Source organism: Streptomyces sp. NPDC059499, from assembly GCF_042749285.1.
Taxonomy (GTDB): domain Bacteria; phylum Actinomycetota; class Actinomycetes; order Streptomycetales; family Streptomycetaceae; genus Streptomyces.
Window position 1 is genome coordinate 303086 of record NZ_JBHYTT010000003.1, and the last position, 19729, is coordinate 322814.

The 19729-nt window shown below is 68.3% G+C and carries 14 protein-coding genes and 1 tRNA gene; 3 read left to right on the top strand and 12 right to left on the bottom strand.

The genetic code is table 11. The features are described 5' to 3' along the window. Positions 1-3: 3 nt before the first annotated feature. From ACFW9O_RS10110 to ACFW9O_RS10140, 7 genes are all read right to left on the bottom strand, one after another. Complete coding sequence (locus tag ACFW9O_RS10110; protein ID WP_384607122.1) at positions 4-702, bottom strand: hypothetical protein; 699 nt, start codon at positions 700-702, stop codon at positions 4-6. Then, the gene (locus ACFW9O_RS10115) at positions 699-1121 is read right to left on the bottom strand and encodes a thioesterase family protein (RefSeq protein WP_329210993.1); all 423 of its coding nucleotides are present in this window, start codon (positions 1119-1121) and stop codon (positions 699-701) included. The genes ACFW9O_RS10110 and ACFW9O_RS10115 overlap by 4 nt, the downstream gene beginning before the upstream one ends. A 2-nt stretch (positions 1122-1123) precedes the next feature. Then, the gene (gene ettA / locus ACFW9O_RS10120) at positions 1124-2788 is read right to left on the bottom strand and encodes an energy-dependent translational throttle protein EttA (protein ID WP_329210991.1); all 1665 of its coding nucleotides are present in this window, start codon (positions 2786-2788) and stop codon (positions 1124-1126) included. 186 nt (positions 2789-2974) lie between these two features. After that, entirely contained in the window at positions 2975-4525 is a 1551-nt protein-coding gene (locus ACFW9O_RS10125; protein WP_384607126.1) for a Cys-Gln thioester bond-forming surface protein, read from the bottom strand. Positions 4526-4722: 197 nt separating this feature from the next. Then, entirely contained in the window at positions 4723-5283 is a 561-nt protein-coding gene (locus ACFW9O_RS10130) for a single-stranded DNA-binding protein (RefSeq protein ID WP_384607128.1), read from the bottom strand. A 92-nt stretch (positions 5284-5375) separates the two neighbouring features. Continuing rightward, on the bottom strand, positions 5376-7454 hold the full coding sequence (locus ACFW9O_RS10135; RefSeq protein WP_384607131.1) for a GTP-binding protein: 2079 nt from the start codon (positions 7452-7454) through the stop codon (positions 5376-5378). Further along, positions 7451-9091, bottom strand: a complete 1641-nt coding sequence (locus ACFW9O_RS10140) for a dynamin family protein (RefSeq protein WP_384607134.1) — start codon at positions 9089-9091, stop codon at positions 7451-7453. The genes ACFW9O_RS10135 and ACFW9O_RS10140 overlap by 4 nt, the downstream gene beginning before the upstream one ends. Before the next feature lie 320 nt (positions 9092-9411). Between ACFW9O_RS10140 and ACFW9O_RS10145 the strand changes: the two genes are divergently transcribed. Further along, positions 9412-9484: transfer RNA gene (locus ACFW9O_RS10145), tRNA-Arg, on the top strand. A 199-nt stretch (positions 9485-9683) separates the two neighbouring features. Here the strand turns inward: ACFW9O_RS10145 and ACFW9O_RS10150 are convergent. The 5 genes from ACFW9O_RS10150 to ACFW9O_RS10170 form a co-directional block, all read right to left on the bottom strand. Further along, entirely contained in the window at positions 9684-10841 is a 1158-nt protein-coding gene (locus tag ACFW9O_RS10150; protein ID WP_384607137.1) for a tyrosine-type recombinase/integrase, read from the bottom strand. A 46-nt stretch (positions 10842-10887) separates the two neighbouring features. Then, positions 10888-11463 (bottom strand): helix-turn-helix domain-containing protein, encoded by a 576-nt coding sequence (locus ACFW9O_RS10155; RefSeq protein WP_384607139.1) that lies wholly within the window; start codon positions 11461-11463, stop codon positions 10888-10890. 1828 nt (positions 11464-13291) lie between these two features. Continuing rightward, a complete protein-coding gene (locus ACFW9O_RS10160; protein WP_384607141.1) occupies positions 13292-14113 on the bottom strand; it encodes a PASTA domain-containing protein in 822 nt (273 codons plus the stop codon). Positions 14114-14265: 152 nt separating this feature from the next. Continuing rightward, entirely contained in the window at positions 14266-15456 is a 1191-nt protein-coding gene (locus ACFW9O_RS10165) for a beta family protein (RefSeq protein WP_384607144.1), read from the bottom strand. A gap of 358 nt (positions 15457-15814) precedes the next feature. Continuing rightward, entirely contained in the window at positions 15815-16312 is a 498-nt protein-coding gene (locus ACFW9O_RS10170) for a hypothetical protein (protein WP_384607147.1), read from the bottom strand. Between the two features lie 635 nt (positions 16313-16947). Here ACFW9O_RS10170 and ACFW9O_RS10175 point away from each other — a divergent pair. Together ACFW9O_RS10175 and ACFW9O_RS10180 are read left to right on the top strand one after the other, a co-directional pair. Further along, positions 16948-17388: a hypothetical protein gene (locus ACFW9O_RS10175; protein WP_384607150.1), complete on the top strand. Its 441-nt coding sequence runs from the start codon at positions 16948-16950 to the stop codon at positions 17386-17388. A 138-nt stretch (positions 17389-17526) separates the two neighbouring features. After that, positions 17527-19729 (top strand): tetratricopeptide repeat protein (locus ACFW9O_RS10180; protein WP_384607152.1); only part of this gene is annotated, 2203 nt, incomplete at its 3' end.

Here is a 19729-nt window from a genome sequence, read left to right on the forward strand (position 1 = left end):
GGCTCAGGCCGTCCGGACCCTCACCGCGAGGTCGCCGAGTCCGCCGCCCGCGCCCCTGAGGGCGACCGAGCCGAACGGGGTGCGCAGCCGCAGCCACGATCCGGCACCGAGCAGCGCGACGGGGAAGTCCGGGGCAGGCTTCAGGAAGCCCAGGGACTGGGCGGCGTGGACGGCGCGCAGCGGGAGTTCGGTGTCGCCGACCGTGCGGGACCAGATGTCGCGTCCGATCAGATCGCGTTCCGCCCGGGTACGACGGTCCTCGGGCAGCGCCTCGTCACGCGCCCGGAACTCCGCGACGGCCTCGGTGAGCGCGGTGCGCAGAGCCAACGGCCCCGGCAGTCCGGGCCGTTGCTCCCAGCCGCGGCGCGGCGGCAGCACTCCGGTCCACGGCGGACCGGTCACGGGTGCGGGCAGGTCGCCCGATCCGGCGCTCCCCCCGTCGCTCTCCCCGGTGTCCAGGGACTCGAGGAGCTCACCGGCCGAGACGGTGGTGTCGAAGTCGTGCGTGCCGGACAGCCGGGCCGTACGGATCGCGAGGACCTCGAACGACGGCGGCCGGCCGAACACCGCCAGCGCGCCGCCGCCCGCCTGGAGGCGGACAGCGGCGGCCCGGTCGTAGTGGAGCAGCCTGCCGAGGAAGGCGGCGAGATCCGCCGCCTCCCTCGCGTCGGCGAACTGCAGCGACCGTACGGGCACCGTCATGCGGCGGCAGGCTCCTGATCGAGGTATTCCTGCAGGAAGAGCTTCTCCTCGGCGGTGATCCGCCGGGGCCGCTCCTCCACCAGGTTGTAGGGCACGACTATCGTCGACGCCCGCACGTAGACCTGTTCGGGGTCCTTGATCTCGTAGGCGATCGTCAGCGACGCGGCACCGATCTTCGTCACCCACGACTCGACGGTCACCGGCGCGTGCCGGTGGACCAGCGGTCGCACGTAGTCGATCTCGTGCCGTGCCACGACGGACCCGCCGGCGAAGGACGGCGAACCGTCCCCCGGCGCCAGCCGGAACATGAAGTCGATGCGCGCCTCCTCCAGGTAGCGGAGGAAGACCACGTTGTTCACGTGGCCGAAGGCATCCATGTCCGACCAGCGCAGCGGGCAGCTGTAGATGTGACGAGCCACGATCAGCCTCGCGTGAGCTTCTTGTACGTGGCACGGTGCGGACGGGCCGCGTCCGCACCCAGGCGCTCGATCTTGTTCTTCTCGTACGACTCGAAGTTGCCCTCGAACCAGTACCACTTGGAGTCGCCCTCGTACGCCAGGATGTGCGTGGCGACGCGGTCCAGGAACCAGCGGTCGTGGGAGATGACCACGGCCGCACCGGGGAACTCCAGCAGCGCGTTCTCGAGCGAGGACAGGGTCTCGACGTCGAGGTCGTTGGTGGGCTCGTCGAGGAGCAGCAGGTTGCCGCCCTCCTTGAGCGTCAGCGCCAGGTTGAGGCGGTTGCGCTCACCACCGGACAGGACCCCGGCCGGCTTCTGCTGGTCCGGGCCCTTGAAGCCGAACGCGGAGACGTACGCCCGCGAGGGCATCTCGACCTGGCCGACGTTGATGTAGTCCAGCTCGTCCGACACGACGGCCCAGAGGGTCTTCTTCGGGTCGATGTTGGCGCGGGACTGGTCGACGTAGGAGATCTTGACCGTGTCGCCGACCTTGATGGCGCCGGAGTCCGGCGTCTCCAGGCCCTGGATCATCTTGAACAGCGTGGTCTTGCCCGCGCCGTTCGGGCCGATGATGCCGACGATGCCGTTGCGGGGCAGCGTGAAGGACAGGTCGTCGATGAGGACCTTGTCGCCGAAGGCCTTCGAGAGGTTCTCGACCTCGACGACGATGGAACCGAGACGCGGGCCCGGCGGGATCTGGATCTCTTCGAAGTCCAGCTTCCGCATCTTGTCCGCCTCGGCCGCCATCTCCTCGTAACGAGCGAGGCGTGCCTTGGACTTGGTCTGCCGGCCCTTGGCGTTGGAGCGGACCCACTCAAGCTCTTCCTTGAGCCGCTTCTGGCGCTTCTCGTCCTTGCGGCCCTCGACCTTGAGGCGGGTGGCCTTGCGCTCCAGGTACGTGGAGTAGTTGCCCTCGTAGGGGATCGCGCGACCGCGGTCGAGCTCGAGGATCCACTCGGCGACGTTGTTCAGGAAGTACCGGTCGTGGGTGACGGCCACCACGGCGCCCGGGTACTTCGACAGGTGCTGCTCCAGCCAGTTCACCGACTCGGCGTCGAGGTGGTTGGTGGGCTCGTCGAGGAGGAGCAGGTCCGGGGCCTCGATCAGCAGCTTGCAGAGCGCCACACGGCGCTTCTCGCCGCCGGACAGGTTGTTGACGGGCCAGTCGCCGGGCGGGCAGCCCAGGGCGTCCATGGCCTGCTCCAGCTGGGCGTCCAGGTCCCACGCGTTGGCGTGGTCCAGGTCCTCCTGGAGCTTGCCCATCTCGTCCATGAGCGCGTCGGAGTAGTCGGTCGCCATCAGCTCGGCGACCTCGTTGAAGCGCTTGAGCTTGCCCATGATCTCGGCGGCGCCGTCCTGGACGTTCTCCAGGACGGTCTTCGACTCGTCGAGCTTCGGCTCCTGCATGAGGATGCCGACGCTGAAGCCGGGCGTGATGTACGCCTCGCCGTTGGACGGCTGCTCGAGGCCCGCCATGATCTTCAGCACCGTGGACTTACCGGCGCCGTTGGGTCCCACGACACCGATCTTCGCGCCGGGCAGGAAGTTCAGGGTGACGTCATCGAGAATCACCTTGTCGCCGTGCGCCTTGCGCGTCTTGCGCATGGTGTAGATGAACTCAGCCAAGAGAAACCGTCCGGCAGCAATAGAGGTGTGGGCAGATACACCCATCTTGCCTGACGTCCGCACCCTGAAGGAAACCAGTCCGGTCCCCGGCACCCCCTGTTCATCCGCCCGGAACGCACCGGGCCCGGTGCGCGCGTGCGCACCGGGCCCGTCACCGGCGCATCGTCACGATGCGCGGGCGGTCACTTACTCGGCGTTTCCACCGTCGTTGCCTTCGCCGGCCGGCTTCTTCTTGCGGAGCAGGAAGACCGCGCCGCCGCCGAGGACGAGGAGGCCGATGGCGATGCCCGCGATGAGCGGCGTGGCACTGGACCCTCCCGTCTCGGCGAGGTCGCCCTCGATGCCGGTGGAGCTGGTGCCGGTCGAGGCGGGCACGGGCTGCTGGGCGCTCTGCGTGCCCACGCCGTCACCCGTCGCGGTACTGCCCGCGGTGGCGCAGTCCAGGACGCCCTTGAAGTTCTTCCGGAAGCCGCCCGGCCCGGTGATGGTGAAGTCGTACGCCTGGTCCTCGGCGACCGGGATCGTCACCGTCCTGGTGGCTCCCGCCTCGATGGTGTGCTCGAAGCCGACGAGCTCGAAGGTGAACGGGGCGTCCCCCTTGTTGGCCGCGGTGATGTCCACGCCGCCCTTGGCGCAGTTCTTCTTCGCCGTGAGAGCGGGCACGGCGCCCGTCTCGGCCCAGGTCGCGGTGGCCGTCGCGGAGACCGTGGACTCGCTGGAGCCGGCCAGAATCTGTGTCTGGCTCCTGGTCACCCCGGCGAACGCCCGGCCGACGGGCACGGAGGTGGTCGCCTGGACGGTCAGCGCGGCGGAGCCGTCCGCCGTGTCCTCGGGGATGTCGAAGTAGAGGCCGGTGCCGTCGACCGCCTCCGTGACGGGCTTGCCGTCCTTGTCGGTGACGGTGATCCCGCTGGCCGCGGCGTCGGCGGGCGGCGCGACGGAGACCTGGCCCGCGTCGGTGCGGACCGTGACCGGGCCGAGCCGCCCGCCCGCCCGTCCGGAGACCGCGGCCGGGTCCAGGGCGAGGGACGCCTTGGGCTCCGTCATGTTGACGGCCTCGTCCTCCAGCCAGTCGGCGAGCTTCTCGGCCTGCTTGTCGGCGGCCTCGACCTCGACGTCGTCCGAGTAGCGCCAGATGGCGACCTGGGTGCCCGCGGCAGCGGTCCGCTCGGTGAGCGGCCCGGTGCCGGCCTTGTCGGCGAGCGCGGCGAGGTCGTCGACCTGGGGGTAGGAGTGCTGCAGGATCCAGCGGATCTTCCCGGCGTTCTTGTTCGCGCCGAGCGAGGTCTGGTTCCAGGGGGTCTCGAGGTACTTCGCCTGGTCCTGGGTGGGGTTGTGGATGTCGATGCAGTAGGTCTTGAGCCGGCCGCCGCCCTCGACGGTCATCTCGAACAGACCTGCGGGAAGCTCCTGAGTCGTGCGCTCCTGGCCGCCTTCACCGCCGGTGTGGAGCAGCGCGCGGTCGAAGGTCTTCAGACCGTCCAGGACCGCGGTCGCGCCCCCCTGGTGCTGACCGGTCTCCTCCGCTGCCGCCGTCGTCGCACCGGCGAGGGTGCCGGCCGCGACGAGACCGGACGCCAGCGCCGCGGCGGCCCACCGTGCGAGGCCGTGTCCTCGGCGGTCCCTCCGGCTCCGGTCCGGCGCCTGGTCGCGCATCCGACCCCGGCTTCGGCCCCGTGCGGAGTGCTCCGTCGCCGCAGTGGACGGCGAAGCAGACGCTGCGGACGCAGAAAACACAGAAAACACAGAATTCCCCTCCGTGCGAGGCCTTCACGCATGGTGCGTGTGTGGGGATTGCCTCGCCAGCAGACTCAAGTGCCGCGTGAGTACTGAGGAATCCTAAGGAGCGGGCGAGGGGCAGTCCCCCGTCATACCGTTGGATAACCATTCCGACTCGTAATCGTTATCGCCTTCTCCGGCGCGTCCGGCCTATTTCAGGACACGGACACCATCTCCGTGGCCTGTTTCTGACGATGCGCCGATTCCTCCGGGAACCTGACCGCCGCACCCCCGACCGCCCCGCTCCTGTCTGCCCGGCTCCTGTCTGCCCCGCTGCCGCCTGCCTCGCCGCCATGCGTCTCCGTGTCGGCCGCACTCCCCGTCGGGCGCGTCCGACGGGCCGTCAATGAGGGCTCACCCCTCACCACACGCCGGAAGGCGGCTGTCCCCCGGGTCAGGTCGTGTCCCACCGCCACGGCCTCGATGTCCACGGAGGTCTTCCAGGTCCCGTCCCGCTCCTCCTCACGCACCTTCAGACGGCCGTGCACGACGAGGGGTTCTCCGACGGAAACGGAACCGGCCAGATTCGATGCCAGCGTCCGCCACGCCCACACCGTGTAGAAGCTGGTGTGCCCGTCGGCCCAGTGCTGCTTCTCGCGGTCCCATCGACGCGGAGTCGCCGCCATCCGGAATCGCGCCATTCCCCCCGTGGCCGTCTCCCGGAACTCCACTCCGGTCGCGGCATTTCCCACCAGCGTCACCAAGGTCTCGTTCATTTCGTCCCCCGTATCCGTCCTGCACCGGTCCGGTGGGATCCGGTGTGCTCCCATGCTGGACGGAAATCGGGAATCCTGCCGGCGCCTGTGGACTACCGGCCGGTTGTGGAAAACTCCGTCACCGCCACGTACCGCTCGCGCACCTCGCGGTAGCGCGCCAGTTCCGCCGCAACGGGGTCCAGGACCTTGGCCCGGCCGCAACCGGACGCCGCCTCGCGCAGGCGCCTTTCGGCCTCCTGCCCGTACCGTCGCGCCGGGCCCCGTGCGGCAGCCGCGCAGGACCACTCCACGAGCGGTCCGCCGACGACCCCGGCGAGCATGAGCAGCGCGGGCACCACGAGGCCCGGTTCGAGCACGCCGACGATCTGACCGAGCAGCCACAGTCCGCCGAAGATCTGAAGCAGCGTCATCGATGCCTGCGCGAGCACGGCGGCGGGCCACCACGCGGGCCGTGGAAGCCTGACGGTCCGGCCGCCGAGCGCCCCCGCCGCAGGAGCGACGCCCCTGACGGAAGCCCCGGAACCGAGGGATCCTGAGCCGAGGAGCCCTGAACTCTGGGCCCTCGACCCGGCCGGTCCGCCCGGCGTTCCCTGCATCCCCTGTGTTCCCCGCGCCCCCGCACCCCTCGAGCCCGGGGCAGTCGCACCGGGATCCGCGGCACCCTTGTGCCCGCCGCCCGCCGCACGCCCCCGGCCTGCCGCTCCGGAGCCGGCCTGGGCGTTGCGTGCGAGCTCGTCCAGCGCCTCCGGCAGCCCCTTCGCCCCGCTCACCGCCGCCTCGCGCACGGCCTGGGCCCAGGGCGCGGGCAGCCCGACGACGGCATCGTCCGCCAGGGTGCGTACGGCCTGCTCCACGCGCTGCCGGGCGGTGAGTTCCTCCTCCGGCGGGGCGAGCGCCTGCGCCATCAGGTCCAGGCCGCCGAGCTGCCGGGTGGATTCGTACCAGCGCCACAGCCGCAGCCACGGCGTCCCGCAGGCCCTTCCCGCGTTCCTGCGCCACTCGCGCTCCGCCGCCTGCCCCGCGGCGGCCGCGCCGACGGCTTCGGCGAGCCGGTCGGCGAATTCCTCACGCGTCCGTTCACCGAGCCCGGGGCGCCCTTCGGCGACGTACACCGGCCTGAGCCGCGCGGCTGCCGCGGCCACGTCGGCGGAGAGCCGTGCCGCGGCCGCCGTACGGTCCTGGACGAACCGGCCGAGCAGCTCGCGCAGGTCCGCCACCCCGTCACCGGTGAGCGCGGACAGGGACATGACGGTGGCGCCCGGCTCACCGTGCTCGCCCACCGCCATGCCGTCCTCGTCGAGCAGCCTGCGCAGATCGTCCAGGACCAGGTCGGCGGCCTCTCCGGGGAGCCGGTCGATCTGGTTGAGAACGACGAAGGTGATCTCCGCGTGTCCGGCGAGCGGTCGCAGATAGCGTTCGTGGAGGGCCGCGTCGGCGTACTTCTCCGGGTCGATGACCCAGATCACCGCGTCGACCAGCGCGAGGACCCGGTCCACCTGTTCCCGGTGGCCGGTCGCGGCCGAGTCGTGGTCGGGCAGGTCCACCAGCACGAGCCCTTGCAGTGCCTCGTCGACGTCCGTGTTTCCCTGCACGGGCCTGCGCCGCAGCCGGCCGGGAACGGCCAGCCGGTCCAGCAGCCCGGCGGCTCCGTCGGTCCAGCTGCAGGCGATCGGCGCGGACGTGGTCGGCCTGCGCAGCCCGGTTTCGGAGATCTGTGAGCACGCGAGGGCGTTGAAGAGGGTCGACTTCCCGCTGCCGGTCGCCCCGGCGATGGCAACGACCGTGTGCCGTGAGGAGAGCCGCTGCCGGGCCGACGCCTCGTCCAGGACGCGCCCCGCCTCGGCGAGGGTGTCCCCGTCGAGCCTGGCGCGGGAGAGGCCGACCAGCTCGCGCAGCGCGTCGAGGCGCGGGCGCAGGGAGCCACCCTGCAGTCCGTACGCCTCGACCTGGGGCCGTACGTCGTCGTCCGGCGGACGCTCCCTCTCTGCGCTCTCCTTCAGGGCGTCCGCGGCCCGCCGCGCGATGAGTCCGTCGTCCCAGCGCCGGCCTGCCGCCCCCTCCGTTCCTTCGGCGCCCTCGACCCCGTCGGCCGCCCCTTCGGCCGCTCCGTCGGGCCTTCCGTGCTCGGGACCCTGCCCCCGGTCCCGGCCCTGGTCAGTGACAGCGGTCATCGCTTCCACCTCTCCTTCTGCAGTACGGACAGCGCGGCGATCAGTTCGGCCTGCGGTTCCGGGGCCACTTCGAGCGCGTCGAGGGGGGCGAGCCGCCGGTCCCGTTCGCCGTGCAGGACCTGGTCCAGATAGCTGGTGAGCAGCGCTCCGCCCTTGTCGCGCAGCCGCAGTGCGCCTTGGGCGCCGATCCGTTCGGCAAGCTGCTCCCCGGCACCCCGGGCCCGGCGCCCGCCGAGCAGGGCGGCCGCAAGCAGCGCCGCCACCGTCTCGGCGTCGGGTGCGGCATTGCGTTCCAGCAGCCGCGCCTCTTCCTCGGCCATTTCCTCCAGAACGCGCCGCCAGCGCCGTACGGCCATGGCGATCCGGCCCTGGATGTCCTCGGCCGGTCCCCACCCACCTGCTTCCCGGCCCGCTTCCTCGAACCTGAAGTCCCCTGCCGCGGGCTCGCGCTGCCAGGTGGTGCGGATCTGCTCGTCGGCGGCTGCCACGGCGCACTGGAGCAGGGCCGCGAGGCTCTCCACGAGTGCGTCGAGCAGTTCCCCGGCGGTGCTGTACAGCGGATATCCGCGCCACCGGGTACGCGCGTCACCCGCGAGCACGGCACCGTTCTGGAGCCGCCTGCGGACGCGTGACGACTCCGCCCCGTACGCCTCCTCGACCACGCCGGTCAGCCGCACCGACGCCGCGTACTGCGCGGCGACCGCCCCGGCCAGTTCGGGCATCCGCGCGTTGAGCGAGTCGATGACCCCGGACGCGGTACGCCCCACCGCCTGCTGACGGGCCGCCGGATCCTGTGCCCTGTGGGTGAGCCAGGCGCGCAGCGGCGCGACGGCCGTGGTGGGCAGCAGTCCGCTGCCGCCGCCCGCGGACTCGGGCAGCTCCGGGATGGTGAAGCGGGGCACCTCGCCCAGTCCGGCCCGGGTGAGCAGCGCCGCGTACTGCCGGGACACTTCGGCGATCACCTGGTGCGGAACCCGGTCCAGGACGGTGACCAGGCAGGCGTCGTACTCCTTGGCGGTACGCAGCAGATGCCACGGCACCGCGTCGGCGTACCGGGACGCGGTGGTCACCATGACCCATACGTCGGCGGCACAGATGAGTTCGGCGGCCAGGACCCGGTTCCGTACGACGAGCGAGTCGATGTCCGGGGCGTCCAGCAGTGCGAGTCCCCGGGGCAGGGTCGCTGCGGTCTCCACGCGCAGCACGGTGTCGTCCTCGCCCTCAGGGCCGAGGTGGTCGAGCCCGTCCGGGTCCGGTGCCTGCCCCGGCGGCAGCCACACCCGGGTGAGCTGCGGCAGCACCCGTACCCCCGCGAACCAGTGGTGATCGTCCGGGTGGCAGACGAGTACCGGGGTGCGGGTGGTCGGCCGCAGCACACCGGCCTCGCTGACCCGGCATCCCACGAGCGAGTTCACGAGCGTCGACTTGCCGGCGCCGGTGGATCCACCGATGACCACGAGGAGCGGCGCATCGGGATCCTTGAGCCTGGGCAGCAGGTAGTCGTCGAGCTGGGCGAGCAGTTCGGTCCTCGTCTGCCGGGAGCGCGCGGCTCCCGGCAGCGGGAGTGGAAGACGCACGGCAGCGACACGGTCGCGCAGGGCGGAAAGTGCGTCGATGAGCTGGGGCCGTACGTCCATGGTTACCACATGTGAAGAATGCCCAATTTTGACGCCTTTTTGAAGCGTATAGGCACCCTCTGCGCGGCGGATCCACGTCGGGGGACAGAGGGGACGAGTGGGGCGCAGGCATAACGAGTGCACAACACCCGGGGCGTGAGGCGTCAAAAGCGGTGCATGAATCGCACCCACCTGCGATTATCGGTTCGCTTCACTGAACCTCCACATCGTGCCACGCAGGTGAAGCAACCGGGACGAGGCGATCTGAGCCCTATCCTTGTCCCGGCATGGTCACGGATGGCTTGATTCAGCGCTCTCCGGCACCATCGAGGCCGACACCGGCCCCCGTAGCTCAGTGGATAGAGCAGGCGCCTTCTAAGCGCTTGGCCGCAGGTTCGAGTCCTGCCGGGGGCACACAGCTCGCACGAGATCAGGCCCTCCCTCGGGAGGGTCTTTTTTGCAGGTCACAGCACGGTAGCGAGGGCGGCGTAGCGAACGCATAAGCGCCGGACCATCCCCAGGTCACGGTGGGGAGGGTCCGGCGCTGTCCGGCTGTCACCGGGTTTCTGCGGGTGGCCACGGTGGATACGCGGTGGCGCGTCCGGAGCCGAGCTCAAGGCTTCGGCAGATCCGGTAGGTCCCCTCCGGCCTCGATGCGTTTCTTGAGATCCGGCAGGTGGCCGACGATGCACCGGGCGTAGATCGCGAGCAGAACCGGGACGCTGTTGCCCGCCCACTCCGCCACTTGTGCCGGCGGAACACCATCGCTGAGCCAGTTCGTCAGGCAAGTGTGCCGTAGGTCGTACACCCGCTTGCCGAGCGGAGAGGCGCACTCCTGCGGATCGAGGACCTCGCGCCGTGCGGTCCTCCAGGCTCGCCGGATGACCGAACCTGCGAGCATCTCCCCCTTCTCCCCCGGGAAGAGCAGATCGCTGGGCTTCAACTTCTCCGCCTGGATGTGGGCACGCAGCACCTTGGTCAGGGCTGGGCGACACGGCACGGACCGCATGTCGTCCTTCGCTCGCCCCTTCAGGCCTCGTTCTTCGTGGACCTGACCATCGTTGGTCCAGTTCCTGCCGACCTCTAGCTGGGCCGTGTGGAACAGCAGCTCGCCCCACTGGTCCTCGGCATCTTCGTCTGGGAGCCGCACGTCGTGGACGACCATCGCGACAGCTTCCTCGGGCCGCGGCCCCGCGTAGTACATCGTGGCGAGGAATGCGTGGAGACGCTGTCCACCGCGCGGCCGACGGCGGACCCAGCCCAACAGGCGTGCAGCCTGGCTGCGGTTGAGCAGTGCACGCTTGTCCACCGCGGACGACGTCTTCGGGGAAGTCCCCCGCCCCTTTGGCAGGGGGTTGGATCGCAGTACGCGGTGCTTGACCGCGTACTCCATGGCGACGTTGAGAATCCTGCGGTTGCGCTTTGCCGAACTCGCGGCAGCAGGCGCTCCATCCAGCAGGCTTGAGACGGCGTTCAGCACTGCGTCAACCTTGGCGGGCTCCTCCCACGCGGCCATGGAGAGGGTATTCCGCTCAACCCATTTCAGGATGACGGCCTTCTCGGGCGGTGCTTCCTCCCGACGCCTCGTGTTGAACGCGAACTCTCGGAGGGCGGTCCGCACATCGACCGGATTGAATGCGGCTGGCAGGGGCGTACGCAGAAGCGCGATCGTCGACGTCATCAGCGCCTTGGCCACGTTCTTCCGGCTGTTGCCCGATGTCCGGTGCCACTGGGCATCAGTGAACTGGAGAGCGAAGTCGTACCAGCTCACGGCGCCGGAGTCCGACTGATGCGAGACGGACCTACCCGTGGCGAGGCTAAATGCCTCTCCGCGGCAAGTGGCACTGACCAACTCGGAGCGGAAGGAATCCGCGAGCGCGGCCGTCGCGAATGGCTGACGCCATTCCTTGCCGTCCAGGGCCCACCGCACCGTATGCGTGGTGCTGCGTGCCTGCTTCCGTGTGCCGGTCTTCCAGACTTGCGATCACGCTGCCGAGCCGACCACCCTGGTAGTCGTTCCACGACTTCTCGACACGTACTGCAGCCGGGGCAGGGCTGGGGAGTTGAGCGTCCGCCTCCGGACCGAAGAGAAGACGCGAGAGCCGCCGCGGGCTCATGAGCGCGTCGCGGACGGCCGGCACATCGTCCTGCTGCTTCTCGTCCTCCACAAGCATGGACTGCCCCACCAGGTCCCCGAGGGGGACCCGCAGGATGCGCGCAAGCTCCGCGAGCATGTCGACTCGCGGCGGCTTGCGGCGCCCGGACTCTGCTTTCGCCAGCCAGTCGGTGCTACGGCCGACCAGTCCGGCCTGCACCTCTTGCGTGTATCCGCGGCGCTTCCGGTAGAAAGCGATTCGTTCGCCGATGCTGAGGTGATCTCCAAGACCACGCATGGGGTGTTGCCTCCCGCTGCTGAGTAGGGGCGTCTTCACGGTATCGACGCGGCGGTGAACGCGTAAGAGATCCCAGCGGCAACCACCACAACCAGGATGTCGGGCCGAGCAGAGGAAGACCCGGACGAATCGTCCGGGCTCGCCGTGACCGTGCTGGCAGGTGTCCCAGCTGTCCAACTGTCCGCTTAAGGCGCTGACCTGCAATAATCGTCCGGACAGCCAAAATGAGAGCTGTCCGGGGTGTCCGGTCACAGACTGGCTGCAACACCCCGGAGTGTTGCAGCCAGTCTGTGACGCCGACCCTGATGGGTCGCAGGCGCCGGAGGCGACTTCCTTCGGGTAGTGCGCGCAACTGAGTGCTTCGCTGTGCGCACAACGGCGTGCCCACCTTCGGGAGTGAGTAGTTCGACGGCGCCAGTTCGTCGCACCTTCCCAACAACGAAGTGAGCTGTTACAGGTTTCTCTATCTCATCAAGGCGCTACGCAAGCGCGGCGCGCGCCGCAGCCCCAAGCCGTGGCTGCCGCTGTCGCCGGCACCGCTCCCCCTCCCGGCCGGGAGGCAGCGCACCGAACGCGACGCCAGCCCGAGAGAGACGGCCGACACGGGGCGGGGAACCCGATTGGGTCGGGCCTAAAGGGTTCGAGCAGCCCAGAGAGATGCCTCCTGCGGAGGCGCTCAGACTCCGGGATGGGCGGGGCGCAGTTTGCGTGTGCCGGCCGGAGCGTGGTGAGCGTTGTGGGCTCCCATTCCGACCAACTGCGCCCCAGCCAGAACCGAGCGGGCGTGGTCACAGACAGACGGGATGGGAGCTGGGATAGACCGTGCTTTGGAAAGGTACCAAGAGCCATTAGATCCGCAGATTGCGAGCAGTAAAGTCCGCTTTCCTCGCCTTTATGGCTATAGTTCGAACGCTAACAGACAGCGATGCAACCCGTTTGCAGGAAAACCGGAATCAATAAATCCGTTAACTAAACCCCTCTACGCATTTGACAAATCACAGAGGCATGGTATTAAATCCCGTTGAGTCAATTTAGTGATTCACTTCGATGCATCCATTGCAGTTTAAGAGATCAGAAAAGGGCATTGTAGATGAATAAGGCACTCAAAGGCTTGATGATCGTCACCGCTTCCGCCGCGATAAGCGCCTTTGCCGTAACTCCCGCGAGTGCCGCCAACTACTATTGGTACGTGCAATGCAGGGTGACCGGGGCGGATGGGTGGGTGTTCACCGAGAACTACTCGGGTACACCCACGCGCATAAATCTGCGGATTGGCCTTAACGATAACGCGGCCGACGGTCACCACGCGCGAGCTCGCCTCCTGACCAAGACTAGCTCTGGCGACATCGTCTATTGGCCGTGGCGCAAGGACACGGACGGCGCAAATAACGGGGGCATTAACGCAGACACCTACGCCAGTGATAGTAATGGGATCGCTGATGTGGGGGTACAGGTTGGAAACTATGAGGGGGATACGCCTCTTAGCACCTGCAGCGACTGGGGTCAGTCAGTAATTGTGTGATCTATCTGACGTCGACTGTCGTGGTTTTGGGGACTGTGCGATCACCCTCAACACGCCCGAGGGTCGAGCCCCTATCCAAGTTGCTTCGGGACGAAGCAGTCGAGGGCCCTTGATCGGCTACCGCGAGTGAGTTAGCCGCCAGCCCAAGCCCGGCCCAGCATTCTCGCAGCTCAGATGGGTAGCCGAGCCTCAAAGAACTACGCCCTCCGGAGCCGTGTGATGCGGCCGAGCAACGTGCAGAAACGACGAAGGTTCCCGCCAGAGACGGGAACCTTCGTCGATCGAAGCCGCATCGCGCACGCTTCCTCAGCGGCGCCAGCGCTCTTGGCCCGGCCCCTTGCAGGTGTAGACGACGCCCTTCTTGCTGACGCCTGTGGCTCCCGTCGTCGAGCAGTACGCGCCGGGGGTAACGGTGCCAACGCTGCTGCCACCGCCGTCCGAACCGTCGGATGACCCACTCGAAGACGAACCAGTCGAGCCGTCCGAGTCGTTGCCGTCGGGCGTCGGGGTGGGAGTGGGAGTGGGGCGCAGGTTGGTGGATGGCGCGTCCGGGCACTTCGCACCCGGTGCCACCAAGTGCACGTTCGGATTGGCGTGCTCAGGCTCGAGAGTTGTCCCCGCCTTGGGGCTCTGGAAGCAGACGATCCAGTTCGCGTAGTTCTTGGGTAGATCAACATCGTTGTAGGCGCTAATCGCCTTCAACTCCCTGACGACCAACTCTTCGATAGCCCTCTTGGCCTCCGAGTACGCCACGCCAACGACGGCGGGCATTTGGGCCTTGGCTGCTGGCGTCGGGGTGGGGGGCGGTGTCGTGCTCGGTGACGGGCTGCTCGTCGCCACCGACTTCGGCTTGGCGTCGTCCTTAGCATCCTTCGGCGGGTCGCCGAGGAAGGGGGTGAGGAACCAGAGGGCGGCGAGGACGGTGGCGATGATCTTCTTTGCCTGGCTCCAACGGCTCATCCACGCGAGCGCGATTCCAGCGGGCGGCAGGATGATCAGGGTCGTGATGATGAGCGCCGGATGCTGCCACCAGCGGCTGACCGGGGCCGGAGGATACGGATACGGCGGGACGCCGTAAGGCGAGGGCCGCCCGGGGTAGCCATAGCCAGGCGGCGGCGGTTGAGTCATAGGGGTCTCCACGAGCCGAGAAGTAGGCAGCGCTCGACACACAAAACATTCACGTGTTCTACCACTTAGTACATGAACTGAGACAACCCGACCTTCTGCCTATATGGGCACGACCCACTACGTCGTCCCGGACGGCGACGAGCCGCCGGGAACTAACGCGCCCAGGTTGCAAGCTCCGAAGTCACCATCGCCAAGTGGTGGGACGTCGCCCAGGCTCGCCACTGCGTTCCGCCGCCTGCTTTTGGGCGCTGCCGATGGGCGCACTCGTGTAGCCGTGCGTCCCCCCAGGAGGTTCGCGGACCGGCGGCCGGCCAGTGGGGCGAGGAGACGAGGTCCTGGCTCAGAGTGAAGAAGTCGTCGTTTCCCGGGCGCACGCGTGGATAGACGAAGACCTGCCAGTTGTCCAGTGTCGTGTAGCGCATGTTCGGGTCTGGTGTCCCGCGACTCTGGGTTGGCATGCGGGGATGTGTGACGCCGAAATCTCCGAAGTCTGGTGGCTGGCCATGCCAGCGATGGGCAACCCGCTTCCAGAGCTCTAAATCCTGCCTGGCCACAGGTGTTGCCCGGCCGCGGGGAAAGCCAGTCAGGTTGACAGGGAAGGCGCCGGCAGCTACACACTCGTGGCGCCACTGCCACTGCGACATGCGATCGAGAAGCTTCATGACACGCTCTGCCAAGCCGCCCACTGCGGACCCAGGTTGAACGGGCCCTGCGTCGAGGAGGAGGTCTACCTCTTCAGGGTCGAGGCGGAGTGTCCGGAGCGTTGCTCGGATCTGCTCTTGGTTCGGCGTAGCTTCGTCTGGCCCCGTTGCCACGCGCAGGCAAGCGCCGCGCTGATGAGACCTGCTGGCGTCCGCTGCTTCGTGCAGGACATCGGCTGTGTCAGTGGTCCGGACTACCGGACGCATGTCGACGCCTCTAAGGCCCAGCGATTCGCTGAGTCGTGCGATGGGGCCTCCGCTGGCGCCTTCGAGGACCCGGGTCGCGGGTAGGGCGCCGCAGTCGACGGTCAGCACCACACCGGTTGGTATCGCATCCATCGCACGGTCGCTAAAGGTCTCAAGCTGATCCCTGACCAGCTCGGGATTAGGTACGAGCTCAAGAACTGGCCGCATGCGGGAGCGGACCTCTGGTGTTGCATGCTCCAGTGCCTGGAACTCGCCCGCCTTGGCTTTGAGTATCGGGACGTAAGCCACCGGCCACCCCCTAGCGCCCTGTGCACCCAGCCAGCTGACCTGCCTGATCCCTCTCCGACAGGATGACCAGACGTCCTCAACGCGGGTAGAGCACCAAATGAGCCAACAGTCCGAAATCCGACATTGGTCGCACGTTGTCGCAGCCACGCGGGCAGCAGAATGTCGAGTTCCGGTGGGCTGACGGGTGCGCAGGTGGACTCAGCCAGGGGCACAGACGGTGCGTCGCAGGTCAGGGCCGTGACTGGCGGGAACTGGACCAGTCTCTTCTAAGCGCTTGGCCGCATGTTCGAGTCCTGCCGGGGGCACACATCCCGTACGACGTAAGACCCTCCCTCGGGAGGGTCTTTTTTGCAGGTCACAGCACCGTAGCGAGGGCCGCGTAGCGAACACGTAAGCGCCGGACCGCCCCCAGGTCACGGTGGGGAGGGTCCGGCGCTGTCCGGCTGTCACCGGGTTCCTGCGGGTGGCCACGAAGAATGCACGGAGAAGTTCTCCGCGCTCCCCGTCAGCCCGCGTCGGGCAGCTCGGGGAGATCTTCCCCGGCTTCCATCCGCTTCTTGAGTTCCGAGAGCTGACGGGACACGCAGCGGGCGTAGACGGCCAGCAGGACCGGCACGCTGTTCCCCGCCCACTCCGCGACCTGCGCCGGCGGAACGCCGTCGTTCAGCCACTTAGTCAGCCGAGTGTGCCGCAGGTCGTACACGCGCCTCCCCAGCGGTGAGCCGAACTCTTCAGGGGTGAGGACCTTGCCACGAGCAGATCGCCATGCCCGGCTAATGACGGAGCCTGCAAGCAGCTCGCCTCTCTCCCCCTGGAACAGCAGATCGCCTGGCTTCAGCCCTTCGGCCTCGATGTGCTCGCGCAGGATCCTCGTGAGCGACGGATGCCCCGGAACGCCGCGGATGTCGTCTGCGGCTCGCCCCTTCAGGCCCCGCTCTTCGTGGATGGCTCCCGTATCAGTCCAGTTCTTGCCGACCTCCGGCTGCGCTGTGTGGAACAGCAACTCGCACTATTGATCCGCGGCGTCCGGATCGGGCAGCCGTACGTCCCTCACACGCATCGCCACCGCCTCTTCGGATCGCGGCCCGGCGTAATAGAGCGCCGCGAAGAACACATGCCCGCCTGTCCACCGCGGACGAAGTCTTCGGCGCCGTCCCCCTGCCCTTCGGCAGGGGGTTCGTCCGCAGGACCTTGCGCTTCACCGCGTGCTCCATGGCGACGTTGAGGACGCGCCGATTGCGCTTAACGGAGCTGGCGGCAGCGCGTGTGCCGTCCAGCCGAACATCGAAAGCGCGCAGCGCTCCGTCCACCTTGGCGGGGTCCTCCCAGGCCGCCATGGACAGCGTGTTCCGTTCCACCCACTTGAGGATGGCGGAGACGTCCGGCGGCGCCTCCTCGCGCCGCTTGGTGCTGAAGGCGAACTCACGAAGTGCCGTTCGGACGTCGACTGGCTTGAAGCCTGTCGGCGGTGTTCGAAGCATGGCGATAGTGATGGCCATCAAAGGATCAGCTCACCACCCACGCCGACCTTGGACTGCGATGAAAAGCGTAGGGAGGGGCGCTCTTGTCAGGAATTGGCTGATAGCGGTGCGTGGTCGAACTACGCTGATGGTCCTTTCTTGTGATGTGGGGGATGCCATGTTGGTCGAGGGACTTGTCGCTGTTGCAGCTGCCGGGGGCGGTGCGATCGTGCAGGCCGCGGGAACGGATGCGTGGAACGGGATCCGGGGCGGCTTCGCCCGGATCTTCGGCCGCGGCGAAGCCGGACGCGAGCAGGCGGAACTGGAGCGCCTGGACCAGACCCAGGCTGCACTCGAGGCCGCCCAAGAGGGCGACGAGGCGGAGCGGGTGCAGATCGCGCAGGTCTCAAGGTGGCAGACCCGCCTCGAAGCCTTGCTCGAGGAGCTGCCGGAGGCTGAGCAGCGGCAGGTGGTGGCCGAGCTGCAGACCCTGGTTGCACAGGCCGAGGCCACCAAACCGAATGAAACAGTGCATAACGACTTCAGCCGGGCGACGTTCACGAACAGTCAGGTGCTGGGCAGCGGAAGCATGACCGTCACGAACAACTACGACAAGTAGGACAGCATCGTGGGGGGCAAGAGCAGCGCCAAGCGCAAGGGCAAGAAGAGCGGGGATGCCCAGAGACGAGGCCAGGGACGGGTGGGTGGTGCGGTCCGGAACGACTATCGTGCTGCCAAGTTCACGAACAGTCAGGTAGTGGGACAGGGCTCCCTGACCGCGAACACGTATGTGCAGCAGTACGCGCCCGTACCCACCGCGCTGGACGCCCTGCCGCAGCTGCCAACGGGTTTCACCGGGCGTGCGGATGACCTCGCGTTCATCCTGGGCGTACTGGACCCGGATCGCCCCGAGGACGGTCCTGCTGTGGCCGTGTTGTCGGGGTGGGGCGGGGTCGGGAAGACGACTCTCGCCTACGCCGCGGGGCATGCCGCGCAGAGTCGGGATTGGTTCACCGGCGTTCTGTTGGTCGATCTGCGCGGCTACGACCCTCACCCTGCGCAGGCGGAGGACGCGTTGGAGGCGTTGCTGCGGTCGCTGGGTGTGCGGCCTGAGCATCTTCCGCCGCCGGGGGCGGGCAGGGAGGCGTTGTACCGGTCGCAGTTGAACGTCCGGCAGGAGGCGGGTGAGCGGTTGCTGGTGGTCGCCGACAACGCCTCCGCCGTCGGCCAGGTGCAGCCGTTGTTGCCGCCGGGGCATCACGGAATGCTCGTCACCTCTCGGCACGGTCTTGCCGGGCTCGGCAGGATGCGGACAGTCAACCGTCTCCAGCCCGAGGACGCTGTCGCCCTGCTGGAAGCGGCGCTGAAGAAGAACGACCCGGATGACGTACGGGTCGAGGACGACCCGGCCGCTGCCGAGCGCGTGGTGCTGGCGTGTGGGTGTCTGCCGCTGGCCCTGCAGATCACCGCGGCGCTCCTGGCCCAGGATCCCGGCCAGCCGCTGTCCGAGCGTGCAGACGCCCTCAGCCAGACGGAAGGTGTCCTGGACGGGCTGAACGACGGAGAGCGCAGCCTGCGGGCGATGTTCGACCAGTCCCTGGACCGGCTCTTGCCGCAGGAGCAGGATCTGTTCCGTCTGCTGTCCCTCAACCCGGGCCCGGACATCTCCACCCCGGCCGCCGCCGTCCTGGCCGACCAGCCCCAGCCGGCCACCGACCGCCTCCTGGGGCGGCTGGCGGCCAGCCACCTCATCGAGCGTAACCCGGCGGTCCGCGGCCGATGGCAGATGCACGACCTGTTGCGCGCCTACGCCCACGAACAAGCCGGAGCCGTCATGGCACGCGGCCGGGACCCGCGCCGCCGCTACGAACAGGCACACCACCGGCTCATCGACCACTACACAGTGCACGCCAAGGCAGCCGACACCCATTTTCGCACCCCGGGCAGCCCGGTTTCCTCCCGGTTCTCCGACCGGGGAGAGGCATTGGCATGGTTCGACGCCGAACGTGAGAACCTCATCGCCACCGCCCACACCACCCCCCAGGCCGGCCTTGACCTGGGCTTCGCCCTCGGCCGCTACCTGGACTGGCGTCGGCGTCTCCAGGATCTCGTCGTGGTCCGTTCTCTCGCCCTCGACGCCTGCAGAACGCTCAACGACACTCGTAACGAAGCCGGCGCCTGGAACAACCTCGGTGGCACACTCCGGGAGCTGCGCCGCTTCGACGACGCCCTCCACGCCCACGAAACCGCCCGCACCCTGCACCAGCAGACCGGCGACACCCACGGCGAAGCCACCGCCTGGAACAACCTCGGCCTCGTACTCCGGCAACTGCGCCGCTTCGACGACGCCCTCCACGCACACCAAACAGATCTCAACCACTGCCAGCAGACCGGCGACACCCATGGCCAAGCCAGCACCTGGAGCAACCTCGGCCTCGTACTCCAGGAGCTGCGCCGCTTCGACGACGCCCTCCACGCACACGAAACCGCCCGCACCCTGTTCCAGCAGACCGGCGACACCCATGGCCAAGCCGGCGCCTGGAGCAACCTCGGCCTTGCACTCCGGCAGCTGCGCCGCTTCGACGACGCCCTCCACGCACACGAAACCGCCCGCACCCTGCACCAGCAGACCGGCGACACCCACGGCCAAGCCACCACCTGGAACAACCTCGGCCTCGCACTCCGGGAACTGCGCCGCTTCGACGACGCCCTCCACGCACACGAAACCGCCCGCACCCTGTTCCAGCAGACCGGCGACACCCACGGCGAAGCCACCGCCTGGAACAACCTCGGTGGCGCGCTCCTTGAACTGCGCCGCTTCGACGACGCCCGCCACGCCCACGAAACCGCCCGCACCCTGCTCCAACAGGCCGGCGACACCCACGGCCAAGCCACCGCCTGGAACAACCTCGGCAGCACACTCCGGGAACTGCGCCGCTTCGACGACGCCCACCCCGCAC

Bases quoted from the DNA above. Each gene is read 5' to 3' on its own strand.
- ACFW9O_RS10110 (WP_384607122.1), bottom strand. From the start codon at position 702: ATGACGGTGCCCGTACGGTCGCTGCAGTTCGCCGACGCGAGGGAGGCG.
- ACFW9O_RS10130 (WP_384607128.1), bottom strand. From the start codon at position 5,283: ATGAACGAGACCTTGGTGACGCTGGTGGGAAATGCCGCGACCGGAGTG.
- ACFW9O_RS10135 (WP_384607131.1), bottom strand. From the start codon at position 7,454: ATGACCGCTGTCACTGACCAGGGCCGGGACCGGGGGCAGGGTCCCGAG.
- ACFW9O_RS10140 (WP_384607134.1), bottom strand. From the start codon at position 9,091: ATGGACGTACGGCCCCAGCTCATCGACGCACTTTCCGCCCTGCGCGAC.
- ACFW9O_RS10155 (WP_384607139.1), bottom strand. From the start codon at position 11,463: ATGCGTGGTCTTGGAGATCACCTCAGCATCGGCGAACGAATCGCTTTC.
- ACFW9O_RS10160 (WP_384607141.1), bottom strand. From the start codon at position 14,113: ATGACTCAACCGCCGCCGCCTGGCTATGGCTACCCCGGGCGGCCCTCG.
- ACFW9O_RS10175 (WP_384607150.1), top strand. From the start codon at position 16,948: ATGTTGGTCGAGGGACTTGTCGCTGTTGCAGCTGCCGGGGGCGGTGCG.